General features: G+C 74.6%; 12 protein-coding genes. 3 read left to right on the top strand and 9 right to left on the bottom strand.

From position 1 onward, the window contains the following. Window positions 1-267: 267 nt before the first annotated feature. Window positions 268-2,829, top strand: coding sequence for a CDP-glycerol glycerophosphotransferase family protein (locus ACWDD9_RS15650; protein WP_449811809.1), 2,562 nt, complete (start codon window positions 268-270; stop codon window positions 2,827-2,829). Here ACWDD9_RS15650 and ACWDD9_RS15645 read toward each other — a convergent pair. The 6 genes from ACWDD9_RS15645 to ACWDD9_RS15620 form a co-directional block, all read right to left on the bottom strand. Then, entirely contained in the window at window positions 2,814-3,302 is a 489-nt protein-coding gene (locus ACWDD9_RS15645) for a 2'-5' RNA ligase family protein (protein WP_259316624.1), read from the bottom strand. The two genes, ACWDD9_RS15650 and ACWDD9_RS15645, sit on opposite strands and share 16 nt — an antisense overlap. Before the next feature lie 62 nt (window positions 3,303-3,364). Then, on the bottom strand, window positions 3,365-4,405 hold the full coding sequence (trpS, locus tag ACWDD9_RS15640) for a tryptophan--tRNA ligase (RefSeq protein ID WP_049654802.1): 1,041 nt from the start codon (window positions 4,403-4,405) through the stop codon (window positions 3,365-3,367). Window positions 4,406-4,435: 30 nt separating this feature from the next. After that, on the bottom strand, window positions 4,436-5,761 hold the full coding sequence (locus ACWDD9_RS15635) for a hemolysin family protein (RefSeq protein ID WP_049654801.1): 1,326 nt from the start codon (window positions 5,759-5,761) through the stop codon (window positions 4,436-4,438). Window positions 5,762-5,941: 180 nt separating this feature from the next. Continuing rightward, window positions 5,942-6,934: a malate dehydrogenase gene (locus ACWDD9_RS15630; RefSeq protein ID WP_074003925.1), complete on the bottom strand. Its 993-nt coding sequence runs from the start codon at window positions 6,932-6,934 to the stop codon at window positions 5,942-5,944. 215 nt (window positions 6,935-7,149) lie between these two features. Next, on the bottom strand, window positions 7,150-7,575 hold the full coding sequence (locus ACWDD9_RS15625) for a DUF3017 domain-containing protein (RefSeq protein ID WP_049654793.1): 426 nt from the start codon (window positions 7,573-7,575) through the stop codon (window positions 7,150-7,152). 19 nt (window positions 7,576-7,594) lie between these two features. Next, window positions 7,595-8,449 carry a bifunctional methylenetetrahydrofolate dehydrogenase/methenyltetrahydrofolate cyclohydrolase gene (locus tag ACWDD9_RS15620; RefSeq protein ID WP_449811808.1) on the bottom strand — a complete coding sequence of 285 codons (855 nt, stop codon included), beginning with the start codon at window positions 8,447-8,449 and terminating at the stop codon, window positions 7,595-7,597. Window positions 8,450-9,004: 555 nt separating this feature from the next. Here ACWDD9_RS15620 and ACWDD9_RS15615 point away from each other — a divergent pair. Continuing rightward, window positions 9,005-9,616 (top strand): hypothetical protein, encoded by a 612-nt coding sequence (locus tag ACWDD9_RS15615; protein ID WP_049654791.1) that lies wholly within the window; start codon window positions 9,005-9,007, stop codon window positions 9,614-9,616. A 104-nt stretch (window positions 9,617-9,720) separates the two neighbouring features. Here the strand turns inward: ACWDD9_RS15615 and purH are convergent, their stop codons facing one another. Next, on the bottom strand, window positions 9,721-11,298 hold the full coding sequence (gene purH, locus ACWDD9_RS15610; RefSeq protein ID WP_117488183.1) for a bifunctional phosphoribosylaminoimidazolecarboxamide formyltransferase/IMP cyclohydrolase: 1,578 nt from the start codon (window positions 11,296-11,298) through the stop codon (window positions 9,721-9,723). Next, the gene (purN, locus tag ACWDD9_RS15605) at window positions 11,295-11,954 is read right to left on the bottom strand and encodes a phosphoribosylglycinamide formyltransferase (protein WP_049654788.1); all 660 of its coding nucleotides are present in this window, start codon (window positions 11,952-11,954) and stop codon (window positions 11,295-11,297) included. The genes purH and purN overlap by 4 nt, the downstream gene beginning before the upstream one ends. Window positions 11,955-12,370: 416 nt before the next feature. Here purN and ACWDD9_RS15600 point away from each other — a divergent pair, with 416 nt between their 5' ends. Further along, entirely contained in the window at window positions 12,371-13,024 is a 654-nt protein-coding gene (locus tag ACWDD9_RS15600; RefSeq protein WP_449811807.1) for a hypothetical protein, read from the top strand. Window positions 13,025-13,060: 36 nt separating this feature from the next. Here the strand turns inward: ACWDD9_RS15600 and ACWDD9_RS15595 are convergent, their stop codons facing one another. Next, window positions 13,061-14,518, bottom strand: a complete 1,458-nt coding sequence (locus ACWDD9_RS15595) for a cell division protein PerM (RefSeq protein ID WP_449811806.1) — start codon at window positions 14,516-14,518, stop codon at window positions 13,061-13,063. Between the last annotated feature and the right edge of the window lie 75 nt (window positions 14,519-14,593).

The following is a 14,593-nucleotide window of genomic DNA, read 5'->3' as shown; positions in this document are numbered from 1 at the left end:
GGTCTCGCCCCGGGGGGGGGTGTTGGTGTTTCGCCCCCTTTTGTTTTCCCCCGCGGTCCCTGGGGGGGGGGGGCGGGGCGGGGGGGGGGGCGGGGCGCCCGCGCGTTTCCGGAGCCGGATCCGGAAACGACCGGAAAACCGATTTCGAATGTCGAACCGGCGTTCCCGGAAACGCGATTCCCCGGGGCATTCGAAAAAGCGTGCAATTGACCCCGGCGCCATTTCTGGATGGGATGTGGATCTCCCTCCCGAAGGGCTCCCACCGCCATGCCTGTGCTCACCCGGCTGGTCCTGCCGCACGCCGCCCCCCGGGTGGCCGCCGACCACCCCGCCGCCGACGAGGACGTCGCCTTCGGCCTGCTGCGCGCCCGCTGGCACGGCCGCGGCCTGGAGCTCACCGGCTTCGCCCGCCCGGACGGCCAGGACACCGGCCGGCCCGGCTCCGCCTGGACCTGGCTGACCCTGCGCCACCAGAACCGCTCCCAGCCGCCGCTGCACCTGCGCTCCCGCCCCCGCCGGATGCCCGAGGTCACCGACGACAGCGCCCAGTCCGAGCACAACCACGACTGGTCCGGCTTCACCGCCCTGATAGCCCCCGGCCGGCTGCGCCGCGGGGGCCACTGGCTGCTCGGCGACTGGCGGATCGAGGCCACGCTCTTCACCCGCCCCCGCCCCGCCCGGGTGCGCCGCCGGTACGGCGCCCTCGCCCCGTACTGGTGCGGGTCCGGCGAGTACCCGCCGGCCCACTGGGTGGACCACGACGTCCGGCTCCAGCCGTTCTTCGCCGACGGCCGGCTGCACCTGCGGCTGGAGCGCCCGGCCGTCCTGGTCACCCGGGCCGCCCCCGCCCCCGACGGCCTGGACCTGGACGGGGTCGCCGACACCTGCCCCTCCGGCACCGTGCTGCGGCTGCGCCACCGGGAGAGCGACGCGGTGGTCGAACGGCCGCTCGCCCGCACCGGCAACACCTTCACCGTCCGGGTGCCGTACCGGCCGTTCACCGCCGACGGGCGGGGCGGCGGCCGGCTGGAGCACTGGGACGCCGAACTGCTGTACCCCGACGGCGCCGCCGTGCAGCCCTGCCTCGACGAGCGCGGCGGCCCGGTGGCCGGCCAGCACCCGCTGCCCGGCGCCCCGGACCGGGTGCTCTACCTCAAGCACCTCGCCGACGGCCGGCTCCAGCTCTGCGTCCAGCCCGCGGCCGGCCTGGTCGACCGGATCGCCGTACGGGACGGCGGCTTCGAGCTGTCCGGCCACTGCCCGGGCCCGGCCTCGGCGCTGGAGCTGGTGCTGCGCCACCCCGGCTCCGCGAGCGAGGTCCGCACCCCGGTCGGCACCGGCCCGGACGGCCGCTTCCGGGCCCGGGTGCCCGCCACCCGGACCGGCTCGGACGGCGTCGCGCTGCCGCTGCGCAAGGGCGTCTGGGAGGCCGCGCTGGAGCCGGTCGGCCGCCCCTGGGACGGCCGGCCGCTGCTCGCCGCCCCCGCCGCGCTGACCGCCGTCCCCGCCGCCACCACCGCCGGCGGCAAGCGGATCCTGCTGCAACGCCGGTGGCACGACACCCTGGTGGTGGACTCCACCCCGGTGCTCACCGCCACCGAGCGCAGCGCCTGGACCCAGCACCGGCTGCGCACCGAACGCTACCCGGCCGCCCGCCGCGCGCCGCTGCGCGAGGCGGTGCTGTACGACGTGTTCGGCGGCCGCGGCTACGCCGACTCCCCGCGCGCGGTGCACGCCGAACTCGCCCGCCGGGACGGCCGGCTGGAGCACCTGTGGGTGGTCGACGACGCCCAGGCCGCGCTGCCGCCCGGAGTCGTCCCGGTGCGGAGCTGGAGCCCGGAGTGGTACCGCGCGCTGGCCACCTGCCGGTACCTGGTCGGCAACACCCACTTCCCGGACTTCCTGGAGCGCCGCCCCGGCCAGGTCGTCGTGCAGACCTGGCACGGCTCCCTGCTGAAGCGGATCGCCCACGACGTCGAGAGCCCCTGGCTGGCCGACCGCGGCTACCTGCGGGCGCTCGACCGGGAGACCCCGCAGTGGAGCCTGCTGCTCTCCCCCAGCCCGTTCGCCACCCCGATCCTCCGGCGCGCCTTCCGCTACGGCGGCGAGCTGCTGGAGTCCGGCTACCCGCGCAACGACGTGCTCGCCCGCCCGGACCCGCGGGCCGCTGCGGCCGTCCGCCGCCGGCTCGGCGTCCCCGAGGGCCGGCGGATCGTGCTGTACGCGCCGACCTGGCGCGAGGACCAGCAGCGCGGCGACGGCGACGGGTTCCGGCTCGACCTGCGGCTGGACCTCGGCCACGCGCGGCGCCTGCTCGGCGCGGACCACGTGCTGCTGGTCCGTCCGCACGCGCACGTCCGCGAGCCGCTGCCGGGCGCCGGAGACGGCTTCCTGTACGACTGCGGGGACTACCCCGACCCGCAGGAACTGCTGCTGGTCGCGGACGTGCTGGTGACCGACTACTCGTCGATCATGTTCGACTTCGCCATCACCGGCCGCCCGATGTACTTCTTCACCTACGACCTGGAGCACTACCGCGACACCCTGCGCGGCTTCTCCTTCGACTTCGAGTCGAACGCCCCCGGCCCGCTGGTGCCCACGTCGGCCGAACTCCTCGGCGCGCTGCGCGAACTGGCCGACGGCGACGGCGGACCGCCGCCCGGCTACGCCGAGCGCTACCGGCGCTTCCGGGCCGAGCACTGCGCGCTGGACGACGGCGGCGCGGCCCGCCGGGTGGTCGACCGGATGCTCGAACTCGGCGGCCGGGGAGGGCTAGGACACACCCTCGGACACGCCCCGGAGCAGGCCCCGGTTCACCCGAACGGGTAGCTCCGCCAGGGCCGCCAGACCTCGTCCGCGTCGAAGCGGGAGAGGCCGAAGCCCGGCACCGGGAAGTCCGCCCGGAAGCCGCGCGCCTGCTCGTACGCCTGGTCCAGCACGTCCTCCGGCAGACCGTGGGCGACCGTCACGTGCGGGTGGTACGGGAACGCCAGCTCGCGGGCCAGCGGGCCGGAGCGGATGTCCGCCTCCAGCAGCCGGCACTCCTGCGCGCCCTCCTCGACCCGGACGTACACCACCGGGGAGACCGGGCGGAAGGTCCCGCTGCCGCGCAGCAGCATCCGGAACGGCCGGTGCGCGGCCGCCACCGCCGCCAGGTGCTCCTCGATCTTCGGCAGCTCCCCCGCGGGCACCTCGGTCGGCGGCAGCAGGGTGACGTGCGTGGGTATCGACCGGGCCAGCGGGTCGCCGTGCCCGGCCCGGGCGTCCTGGATCGCCGTGCCGTACGGGTCCGGGACGCTCACGGACACGCCGATGGTGACGACCTCGGGGAGGCCGTCACCACCGGGCAGGCGTGTGAGGGGATTCACCGCTTGGCGGCCGGGAGGAAGCCGATCCGGTCGTACACCGTCTCCAGCGTCACCGACGCCACCTCGCGGGCCTTCTCGGCGCCGATCGCCAGCACCCGGTCCAGCTCGGCCGGGTCGTCCAGGAACAGCCGGGTGCGCTCCTGGAAGGGGGTGACCCACTCGGTGAACAGCTCGGCCAGCTCGGTCTTCAGGGCGCCGTACATCTTGCCCTCGAAGTGCGCGACCAGCTGCTCGACCGACTGGCCGCTGAGCGCGGAGTGGACGCGCAGCAGGTTGGAGACGCCCGGCTTCCCCTCCTCGTCGTAGGACACGACGGTGCCGGTGTCGGTGACGGCGCTCTTGAACTTCTTGGCGCTGGCCTTCGGGTCGTCCAGCAGGCTCACCAGGCCCTTGGGCGAGGAGGCCGACTTGCTCATCTTGACGGCCGGGTCCTGGAGGTCCTGGATCTTCGCCGTCTCCTTGAGGATGTACGGCTTCGGCACCGTGAGGGTCCGGCCGTAGCGGGTGTTGAAGCGCTCGGCGATGTCGCGGGTGATCTCCACGTGCTGGCGCTGGTCCTCGCCGACCGGGACGGCGTCGGCCTGGTAGAGCAGGATGTCCGCGATCTGGAGGATCGGGTAGGTGAACAGGCCGACCGTGGTGCCCTCGGCGCCGTACCGGGAGGACTTGTCCTTGAACTGGGTCATCCGCGAGGCCTCGCCGAAGCCGGTGAGGCAGTTCATCACCCAGGCGAGCTGCGCGTGCTCGGGCACGTGCGACTGGACGAACAGCGTGCAGTGGTCCGGGTCCAGGCCCGCGCCGAGCAGCTGGGCGGCGGAGACCCGGGTGTTCTCGCGCAGCGTCGCCGGGTCCTGGGGCACCGTGATCGCGTGCAGGTCGACGACCATGTAGAAGGCGTCGTTGTCCTTCTGCAGGTCGACCCACTGGCGCACCGCGCCCAGGTAGTTGCCGAGGTGGAACGAGCCGGAAGTGGGCTGGATGCCGGAGAGCACCCGGGGACGGTCCTTGACCGGACCAGTGACCGCTGCGTTGACCATGCGGGCCATTCTTCCAGTTCCACCGACCGCTCAGGAAACCTCCGCCCCCGCGGGCTCGGCCAGTGTGACCGCACTCACCCCCACCCGGGCGATCCGCCGGCCCTCGACCTTGGCCACCGTCAGCAGTACCCCGCCGCCCCCCTCGACGGGCACCCGCACCTGGTCGCCGTCCCGGGGCAGCCGGCCGAGCGCGGCGACCAGGCAGCCGGCCACCGTCTCGTACGGGCCCTCGGGCAGGGTGACGCCGGTCTCCTCGGCGAAGTCGCCGAGGTTGAGCAGACCGTCCAGCTCCATGCCGCCGCCGGCCAGCCGCCGGGTGGGGGCGGCCGCCGGGCTGTCGTACTCGTCCCGGATCTCGCCGATCACCTCCTCGACCAGGTCCTCCAGGGTGACGATCCCGGCGGTGCCGCCGTACTCGTCCACCACGATGGCCAGGTGGTGGCCCTCCCGGCGCATCTCGCCCATCGCCTCCAGCACCCGCTTGGTGCCGGGCAGCAGCTTCACCGGGCGGGCCAGGTCACGGACCTTGACGGCCTGCTCGCCGCGCGCGCCGTACAGGTCGCGGACGTGGACGAAGCCGACCACCGCGTCGGCGCTGCCCTCGACCACCGGGTAGCGCGAGTGCGGCGAGGTGTCGGCCTGGTGCCGGACGGCGGCCAGCGGGCGCTCGGCGTCCAGGAAGGTCACCTCGGTGCGCGGGACCATCACCTCGCGCAGCTGGCGCTCCCCGGCGGAGAACACGTCGGCGATCAACGCCCGTTCGTCGCTTCCGAGTTCGGTATTGGCGGCGACCAGGCCGCGCAGCTCCTCGGAGCTCATCGAGCCGCGGCCCGCGGTCGGGTCGCCGCCGAGCAGCCGGACCATCAGGTTGGTGGAGTGGCCGAGCAGCCAGATCACCGGCCGCAGCACCACCGACATCACGTCCACCACCGGGGCGGCGACGACCGCGATCGACTCGGCGCGCTGCAGGCCGATCCGCTTGGGGGTCAGCTCGCCCAGCACCAGCGAGGCGTAGCTGATCACCAGGGTGAGGCCGACCAGGGCCACCGCAGCGGCCACCCCCTCGGACAGCCCGGCCCGGACGAACAGCGGGGCGACCTTGCCGGCCAGGGTGTCCGCGCCGAAGGCGGCGGACAGGAAGCCCATGCAGGTCACCCCGACCTGGACGGCGGCCAGGAAGCGGTTGGGGTCGGCGGCCAGGTGCGCGGCCCGGGCGGCGCGGCGGGTGCCGTGCGCCTCCAGCGTCCGGATCTGGCCCTCGCGCAGCGAGATCAGCGAGATCTCGGCGACGTTGAACAACCCGCCCAGCAGGATGAAGACGAGGACGAGCGCGGCGTCCCCGAGTGTTTCGTTCACAGCGGGCCAGTGTAGGACGGCCGGTACCGGCCGGGGCCGGACACGACGGCGGAGCACCGACTCGGACACCGCCGCGGAACCCGGGCCCGCACGACGGCGGAGCCCGGTCCGGACACGGCGGCGGCCCGCCGCTTCCGGGAAGGAAGCGGCGGGCCGCCGGTGGAGCCGTGCGGGGCGGGCTCAGATGAGGCCCAGCTCCTGGACCGCGTCGCGCTCCTCGGTCAGCTCCTTGACCGAGGCGTCGATGCGGGCGCGCGAGAAGTCGGAGATCTCCAGGCCCTGGACGATCTCGAACCTGCCGTCCTTGGTGGTGACCGGGAAGGAGGAGATCAGGCCCTCCGGAACGCCGTAGGAGCCGTCGGAGACGACACCCATGGAGGTCCAGTCGCCCTCGGCGGTGCCGTTGACCCAGGTGTGCACGTGGTCGATGGCGGCGTTGGCGGCCGAGGCGGCCGAGGAGGCGCCACGGGCCTCGATGATGGCGGCGCCGCGCTTGGCGACGGTCGGGATGAAGTCGTTCTCCAGCCAGGCCAGGTCGCTGCCGACGGCCTCGAAGGCCGGCTTGCCGGCGATCTCGGCCTGGAAGACGTCCGGGTACTGGGTCGCGGAGTGGTTGCCCCAGATGGTGACGCGCTTGATGTCCGAGACCAGGGCGCCGGTCTTGGCGGACAGCTGGCCGACGGCGCGGTTGTGGTCCAGGCGGGTCATCGCGGTGAAGCGCTCGGCCGGGACGTCCGGGGCGTTGCGCTGGGCGATCAGGGCGTTGGTGTTGGCCGGGTTGCCGACGACCAGGACCTTGATGTCGTCCGCGGCGTGGTCGTTGATGGCCTTGCCCTGCGGGCCGAAGATGCCGCCGTTGGCCTGCAGCAGGTCGCCGCGCTCCATGCCCGCGGTGCGCGGACGGGCGCCGACCAGCAGCGCGACGTTGGCGCCGTCGAAGGCCTCGTTCGGGTTGTCCGTGATGGTGATGTCGCGCAGCAACGGGAAGGCGCAGTCGACGAGCTCCATGGCGGTGCCCTCGGCGGCCTTGAGGCCCTGCGGGATCTCCAGGAGGCGCAGGTTCACCGGCACGTCGGCGCCGAGCAGGTGGCCCGAGGCGATGCGGAAGAGCAGCGCGTAGCCGATCTGGCCGGCCGCGCCGGTGATGGTGACGTTGACGGGGGTGCGGGTCATTTCTACCTTCTCCAGCAAATCGCCAGGCGCCCCAGGCACACCGGCACTGGAGCCAGGATGATCTCTCTCGACGTCGAGAGACCGGCGTCAGGTTATCGCAAAGGGAAGCGTACGCCTGGTGTCCCGGCGTGGCTGATGCGTCACAGAAGAAAGGCGGCCCCCGCCCGGGCCCTGGATTTCCATGGCGTCGGGCGGGGGCCGTCACGGGCCGCGGGTCAGTGCCGGGGCCGGCCCATCAGCTGGCCGATGTTGTCGAGCAACGGGATCTGCACCCACGGGTTCGGCTGCGCCACCAGGGTCAGCAGCACGATCGACAGGCCCAGGAAGCTCAGCACGATCACGTCGGTGAAGCGGCTGCGCACCGCCAGCATCCCGACCTCGGGCAGCACCAGCCGCAGCACCGCACCGAGCAGCACGCCGCCGCCGAGGATCAGCAGCCCGTACTTGAAACCGTCCTTGAAGTCGGCGAACCAGGTGACCGCGAGGCCGGCGCCGACGACCAGCAGGACGAGCGTGATCGGCCACTGCCGGACCGGCAGGGCGTGATCGCGTCCGAGGGCCGCGGCCGAGCCCTCGGGCGGCAGGGTGCCGGTGGTCTTGACCGGCCTGCGGCGGGACCGGGCCGATCGCGGTTCAGTCATGCTCGCCGTCCCTGGGGTGTCAGATGCTGGCGCGGCGCTCGGCCGCCTCGACGATGTTGTTGAGCAGCATCGCGCGGGTCATCGGGCCCACGCCGCCGGGGTTCGGGGAGATCCAGCCGGCCACCTCGGCCACCCCCGGGTGCACGTCGCCGACGATCTTGCCCTCGCTGCGGCTGACGCCCACGTCCAGCACCGCCGCGCCCGGCTTGACGTCCTCCGGCTTGACCAGGTGCGGCACGCCGGCGGCGGCCACGATGATGTCGGCCTTGCGCAGGTGGGCGCCGAGGTCCCGGGTGCCGGTGTGGCACAGGGTGACGGTGGCGTTCTCGCTGCGGCGGGTCAGCAGCAGGCCGATCGAACGGCCGACGGTGATGCCGCGGCCGACCACGACCACCTCGGCGCCGTTGATCTCGACGTCGTGGCGGCGCAGCAGCTCGACGATGCCGAGCGGGGTGCACGGAAGCGGGCCGTCGATGCCCAGGGCGAGCCGGCCGAGCGAGGTCGGGTGCAGGCCGTCGGCGTCCTTGTCCGGGTCCATCAGCTCCAGGACCGGGTTCTGGTCCAGGCCCTTGGGCAGCGGCAGCTGGACGATGTAGCCGGTGCAGGTCGGGTCGGCGTTGAGCTCGCGGACGACGTTCTCCACGTCCTCCTGGGTGGCGGTGGCGGGCAGCTCGCGCTGGATCGAGGCGATGCCGACCTCGGCGCAGTCCTTGTGCTTCCCGTTCACGTACCAGCGGCTGCCCGGGTCGTCGCCGACCAGGACGGTGCCGAGGCCGGGCGTGACGCCCTTCGCCTTGAGGGCCGCCACGCGGGCGGCGAGTTCGGACTTGATCGCGGCGGCGGTGGCCTTGCCATCGAGAATCTGGGCAGTCATGACCCCATTCTCCCGGATCGCCGGGGGTCTCCGTACCGAGGGCGTCCGACCGCTCGGGCCGCGGTTCCGGGGGTGGCCGGGCCGGGGAACGGGCGCCCGGCCGGGCGGGGGAACAGCCGGGGGAACCGGCGGGTGAACGGACGGGTACGAAGGTCCACCGCACATTGCGGTTGCGCCACAGTCTCGGCGCGGCACGCGGAACCGGCTGGACAGGGCGCCGTCGTCCGGATGACGATAAGCGCATTCCCGCCGCGAACCGGCCCGGTGACGGGCCGACGGACCCGCGGTGGGGCGTACCCGGGGGAAAGAGCCAGTGAGCCGACCAGAGCAGAGCCAGCAGTCCGACCGCGGGGGCACCGTCCCGCCCGCACCGCACCCGTCGGCTGCCTCGCGCCCCTGACGCTCACCACGCTGCCGAGCCGCGGCGCCCGTCACCGCCGCCGGGCTGTCACCCCGCTCGGCTAACGTCCCCTTCGGCCGGTGACCCTTGTCACCGGTCGGCACCGGGCCGTCAGCGTCCCGTCCCCGCGTCCCCGTAACTGCCCGGAGGCATCCATGAGTTACCCGCCCGACCCGAACAACCCGTACGGCCAGCCGCAGGCCGCCCCGGGCTACGGCTACCCGCAGCAGGCCCCGCCGCCGCAGGCCGCCCCGGGCTACGGCTACCCGCAGGCCGCCCCGGCCTACGGCTACGCGCCGATGGCCCCGCCGTCCATGCCGGGCCTGGTGACCACCGCCCGCGTGCTGCTGTTCATAGTCGGCGGCGTGCAGACGCTGCTCGCGATCCTCTACATGGTCATCGGGGCGGTCGCCAAGGACGCCACCAACGCCACCCGGGCCGCGAGCGAGGACAACCCGTTCACCGCGCTGGGCGACGCCGCCGCCGGCGTCCTGATCGTCGTCGCCGTGCTGTTCGGCCTGTTCGCCGCGCTCTCCATCACGCTCGGCGCGAAGTTCGGCAAGGGCGGCAACGCCGTCCGGGTCACCACCATCGTGTACGGCTCGCTCGGCGCCCTGATCGGCCTGCTGATCCTGCTGGGCGCCATCACCGGCGGCACCGCGGTCGGCCTGGTCATGGCCCTGCTCTGGCTGGCGATCAGCATCATCTGGATCACCGCCATGTGCGTCCAGGACGGCGTCAACTGGTTCAACCGGCCGCGGTACTGACCGGCCCGCAGGACCACGCCGGAGCGGCCCGGCTCCCTCCTCGGAGGGGGCCGGGCCGCTCTGTCGTTCCGTCACACCGTCACGCCGTCACGCCGGCGGCGGGATCAGTGGAAGAAGTGCCGCGCGCCGGTGAAGTACATGGTCACGCCGGCCTCGGCGGCCGCCGCGACGACCTCCTCGTCACGGATCGAGCCACCGGGCTGGACGATCGCCTTGACGCCGGCCGCGATCAGGATCGCCGGACCGTCCGCGAACGGGAAGAAGGCGTCCGAGGCCGCGTAGGCGCCCTTGGCGCGCTCGCCGGCCCGCTCGACCGCGAGCTTGCAGGAGTCCACCCGGTTGACCTGGCCCATGCCGACGCCGACCGACGCGCCGTCCTTGGCCAGCAGGATCGCGTTGGACTTGACGGCCCGGCAGGCCCGCCAGGCGAAGGCCAGCTCGGCCAGCTCGGCCGCGGTCAGCGCCTCGCCGGTGGCGAGGGTCCAGTTCGCCGGGTCGTCGCCCTCGGCGTGCACCCGGTCGGCGTCCTGGAGCAGCACGCCGCCGGAGACCGGGCGCACCTCCTGGCGGTTGGCCGGGGCCTCGGGGGCGAGCAGCACCCGCAGGTTCTTCTTGCGGGTGAGCACCTCCAGGGCGCCCTCCTCGTAGCCGGGGGCCACGACGACCTCGGTGAAGATCGGGGCGATCTGCTCGGCCAGCGCCACGGTGACCGGGCGGTTGACGGCGATCACGCCGCCGTACGCGGAGACCGGGTCGCACTCGTGGGCCTTGCGGTGCGCCTCGGCGACGTCGGCGCCGGTCGCGATGCCGCACGGGTTGGCGTGCTTGATGATCGCGACGGCCGGCTCGGCGTGGTCGTAGGCGGCGCGGCGGGCGGCGTCGGTGTCGACGTAGTTGTTGTACGACATCTCCTTGCCGTGCAGCTGCCGCGCGCCGGCCAGGCCGCCGGTGCCGTCGCTGTACAGCGCGGCGCCCTGGTGCGGGTTCTCGCCGTAGCGCAGCACGTTCTGGCGCTCCCAGGTGGCGCCGAGGAACTCGGGGAAGCGCTCGTCGCTGGGCGCGTAGCCGGCCTCGAACCAGGAGGCGACGGCCACGTCGTAGGCGGCGGTGTGGGCGAACGCGGCACCGGCCAGGCGCTTGCGGGTGGCCAGGTCGAAGCCGCCCTCCTGGGCGGCCTTCAGCACGTCGCCGTAGCGGGCCGGGTCGACCACCACGGCCACCGAGGGGTGGTTCTTGGCGGCGGCGCGCACCATGCTCGGGCCGCCGATGTCGATCTGCTCGACGCACTCGTCCGGGGTGGCGCCGGAGGCGACGGTGGCCTTGAACGGGTAGAGGTTCACCACGACCAGGTCGAAGGGCTCGACGCCGAGCTCGGCCAGCTGGGCGCGGTGCGACTCCAGCCGCAGGTCGGCCAGCACGCCGGCGTGCACGCGGGGGTGCAGCGTCTTCACGCGCCCGTCCAGGCACTCCGGGAAGCCGGTCAGCTCGGAGACCTCGGTCACCGGGACGCCGGCGGCGGCGATCCGGCCGGCGGTGGAGCCGGTGGAGACGATGGCGACCCCGGCGGCGTGCAGGCCCTGGGCCAGCTCCTCCAGACCGGTCTTGTCGTACACGCTGATCAGCGCGCGACGGATCGGACGAACGTTCTCCGAAACGGGCGTGGTGGTGGAGCTGGCACTCATGCCGGAATCCATACCTTTCGGTCCTCGATGCGGTGACCCTCGCGGGCCAGCCGGCCCACGATGTCGACGAGCAGCTTGCGCTCGACAGTCTTGATGCGCTCGTGCAGCGCTTCGCCGCCATCGGCGTGGTCGGCGTCGACGACCTCGACGACGCCCTGCGCGATGATCGGCCCGGTGTCCACGCCGGAGTCGACCAGGTGGACGGTGCAGCCGGTGACCTTCACCCCGTACGCGAGCGCGTCGGTGACGCCGTGGGCGCCGGGGAAGGCGGGCAGCAGTGCGGGGTGGGTGTTGACGATCCGCCCGGTGAAGGCGGCGATGAACTCGGGGCCGAGGATCTTCATGAAACCGGCCGTGACCACCAGGTCCGGCTGGTACTCGGCGACGGAGGCGGTCAGCGCGCGGTCCCAGGCGGCCCGGTCCGGGTGGTCCTTCACCCGGTGGACGAAGGTCGGCAGGCCCGCCTTCTCCGCCCGCTCCAGACCGGCGATCCCGTCCCGGTCCGCACCGACGGCGAGGATCTCGGCGCCGTACGCCGGATCGGCGGCGGCCTCGATCAGCGCCTGCAGGTTGGTGCCGGAGCCGGAGACCAGCACGACCAGGCGGGCCGGTCCGGGCGTACGGGGCGGGAAGTGCTGGGCGGGGGCGGCGGCCACTGCGCGTTTCTCCGTAGGTCGGGCGCCGTCCGCTGGTACGTCCACCGGCGGTGGGGCCACTACGAACGGCAGGTCGAGCGAGGGGGAACTCCGGGGAAACCCGCCGCGACGCGGGCCCGGGGGAACCTCTGTGGGCTGCTGACCGTCACCACGATAACGGCTGGTCGGACGGCCTCCGCACCCTCCCGGCGGCGCTACGCGCGTAGTTGAGACGGGGATCTCCTCCGGCCCGCCGCACCGGAGTTGCCCCGGCCCGCACCGGCCCACCGACGGGCAGCGGGCGGCCCGACGGACGGCCGCGGGACCATCCCGCCGGACGGCCGCCGGATCGGCCTGCGGGATCATTGGGGCGCGGAAGACCGCTCCGACCCGAGAACCTCCGAACGAGCCCCGACCGAGAAGGAATGGCTGAACCCATGAGCAGCGGCGACGACACCGGCGAGCGCAACCCCTTCGCGCCGCCGCCGGCGGATACCCCGGACCAGCCGTGGCAGCCGCGCAGCCCCTGGGCCGGCGGGGGCCAGGGCGGCTCCGGCGGACCGGCAGGCCCCGGCGGCGAGGACGGCGGGCGCCCGCAGCTTCCGCCGCCGTGGGGCCCCGGCGGCGACGGCCGCCCCGGCCAGCGGCCGCCGGCCCCGCAGCCGCCCCGGCTCGACCCCGCGGACCCGGCCCACCGCAAGGCCCGCAACGCCGCGCTGGCCGGACCGTTCGCGCTGGTCTGCCTGTTCACGGGGTTCCACTGGATCGCCCTGCTGGCCGGGGCGCTCGGCATCGTCTGGGGCGTCGGCGCGCTGCGGGCCCGGCGGCCCGCCCCGGCCGCCGGCGCGCTCGCCGGGCCGGGCGGCCCGTACCCCGTCGCCCCCGCGTCGAACCCGCTCACCCCGGCCGCGCTCGCCGGGATCCTGACCGGCGCGATGACCATCGTGGTCGCCACCTCGGTGATCGGCCTCGGGTACCACTACCGCGAGTACGTCACCTGCGTCCAGGACTCGCTGACCTCCGTCGGCGCCCAGAACTGCGACCGGTACGCGCCGCAGTGGTACGTGGACTTCACCGGGAACGCCGAGTAGCCGGGCCTCCGGGACCGGTCGGGTCTCCCGGGCGGCTCATTCGGTCCGGTCCGTGCGGACGGCCTGATCCGTGCGGGCGGTCTGATCCTTAGGGCCGGCCGGGTCCCGGTCCTCGGGGCCCGGTTCGTCGGCGGTCCCGACGCCCGGTCCGGAGAGCCGCAGCACCAAGGCGTACGTACCGGCGCGCAGTTCCAGTGCGCCCCGGCGGGCCTGCCTCACGAGCCGGGCGTACACGCCCCCGCCGTCCGCCGGGCCCAGCGTGCGGTACCGGACCAGCAGCGCGCCCGGGACGGCGACCAGCGCGATCCAGCCCGCCGCCGCCGGGCCCGTCCACGGCACCGGCCCCACCCAGGCCAGCCGCTCCCCCGCCAGCGCCCCGCCGGAGAGCCAGCCCAGCACCGCCGCCCCGGCCCCGACCGACAGCGCCGCCGCCAGCGCGGCCACCGCCGTCGCGGCCGCCGGCCAGGGCTCGGGCCGCTCCCCCGACCCGGCGCCCGGCAGCCGCCGGCCCGCCGCCGCCCGGCCCAGCAGCACCGCCGGCACCACCCCGGCCAGCAGCGGCAGCACCGACACCGCGAGCCGCCAGCCGCCCGGCCCGTCCGCCGGCAGCAGGGCGAACAGCGGGAACTCCGGCACCGGGCCCAGCGCCGTACCGACCGGCGACACCACCGTCCCGGCGCCCACCGCGAAGCCCGGACCCAGCGCGTACGCCGCGCCCCACAGCACCGCGTTCGGCAGCAGCACCAGCGCGAGCAGCAGCAGCCCCACCACCGCGACGGGCCCGCTCCCCAGCAGCGCCATCCCGCGCCCGCCACCGGCCACCGCGTCCAGCACCGCCGAGCACACCACCAGCAGGCCGCCCGCCGCGACCAGCCCGGCCCCGGCCGCCAGCGCCGCGGCCCGGACCACCGGCGCGCCGTCGACCGGGCGGTACGGGGGCGGGAGGAGGTCCAACGGGGAGTCGGCCGGCACGTCGAGGACGGTCACCGAACGGGCCCCGGCGGCCGTCGCCAGGCCCGCGACCGACGCCACCACCAGGACGTCCAGCAGCACCCGGCTGCGGAACAGCCCGTCGCCCGCGCAGTGCAGCGCCACCCCCACGGCCACCGCGCAGTACCCCGCCCACACCGCCGCCGGGCCGCCCCAGCGCGGGCGCGGCCCGCGCCGTGCCGCCACCCCGGCGGCCGCCCGGTGGAGCCGGACCACGGCCAGGACGCCGAGCAGCAGCGGAGTGACGGTCAGCGGGGCGTCCGTCGGCCCGCGCAGCAGCGGCGCCCCGTGCCCGAGCAGCCAGAGCACCCCCGCCAACCGGGTGACAGCGGCCGCGCCGTCGTCCGCGTACGGCGTCGCGACCCAGAGCCCGAGCACCGGCAGCCCGACCGCCGCCAGGCCGACCAGCGCCGTCCGCACTCCCGCCAACAGGTCGGCCAGCGCGGGGCGTCCGCCCAACACGCCGGGCGGTTCCAGGATCGGACGACCCATCAGCTGCGTCATGGGCCACATGGTGCCAAGGCGACTCGCCATGCTCCGTGAAGCGCCAAACCGCCGCCGTGTCCCAGATTATTGGCT

The sequence above is a fragment of the Kitasatospora sp. NPDC001119 genome (genome assembly GCF_053598475.1).
The sequence above is the reverse complement of the archived record's forward strand: the minus strand, read 5'-3'. Positions and strand labels throughout refer to the sequence as shown.

Bases quoted from the DNA above. Each gene is read 5' to 3' on its own strand.
- purH (WP_117488183.1), bottom strand. From the start codon at position 11,298: ATGAGTGCCAGCTCCACCACCACGCCCGTTTCGGAGAACGTTCGTCCG.
- ACWDD9_RS15620 (WP_449811808.1), bottom strand. From the start codon at position 8,449: ATGACTGCCCAGATTCTCGATGGCAAGGCCACCGCCGCCGCGATCAAG.
- ACWDD9_RS15600 (WP_449811807.1), top strand. From the start codon at position 12,371: ATGAGCAGCGGCGACGACACCGGCGAGCGCAACCCCTTCGCGCCGCCG.
- ACWDD9_RS15595 (WP_449811806.1), bottom strand. From the start codon at position 14,518: ATGACGCAGCTGATGGGTCGTCCGATCCTGGAACCGCCCGGCGTGTTG.
- ACWDD9_RS15650 (WP_449811809.1), top strand. From the start codon at position 268: ATGCCTGTGCTCACCCGGCTGGTCCTGCCGCACGCCGCCCCCCGGGTG.
- ACWDD9_RS15625 (WP_049654793.1), bottom strand. From the start codon at position 7,575: ATGACTGAACCGCGATCGGCCCGGTCCCGCCGCAGGCCGGTCAAGACC.
- ACWDD9_RS15615 (WP_049654791.1), top strand. From the start codon at position 9,005: ATGAGTTACCCGCCCGACCCGAACAACCCGTACGGCCAGCCGCAGGCC.
- trpS (WP_049654802.1), bottom strand. From the start codon at position 4,405: ATGGTCAACGCAGCGGTCACTGGTCCGGTCAAGGACCGTCCCCGGGTG.
- ACWDD9_RS15630 (WP_074003925.1), bottom strand. From the start codon at position 6,934: ATGACCCGCACCCCCGTCAACGTCACCATCACCGGCGCGGCCGGCCAG.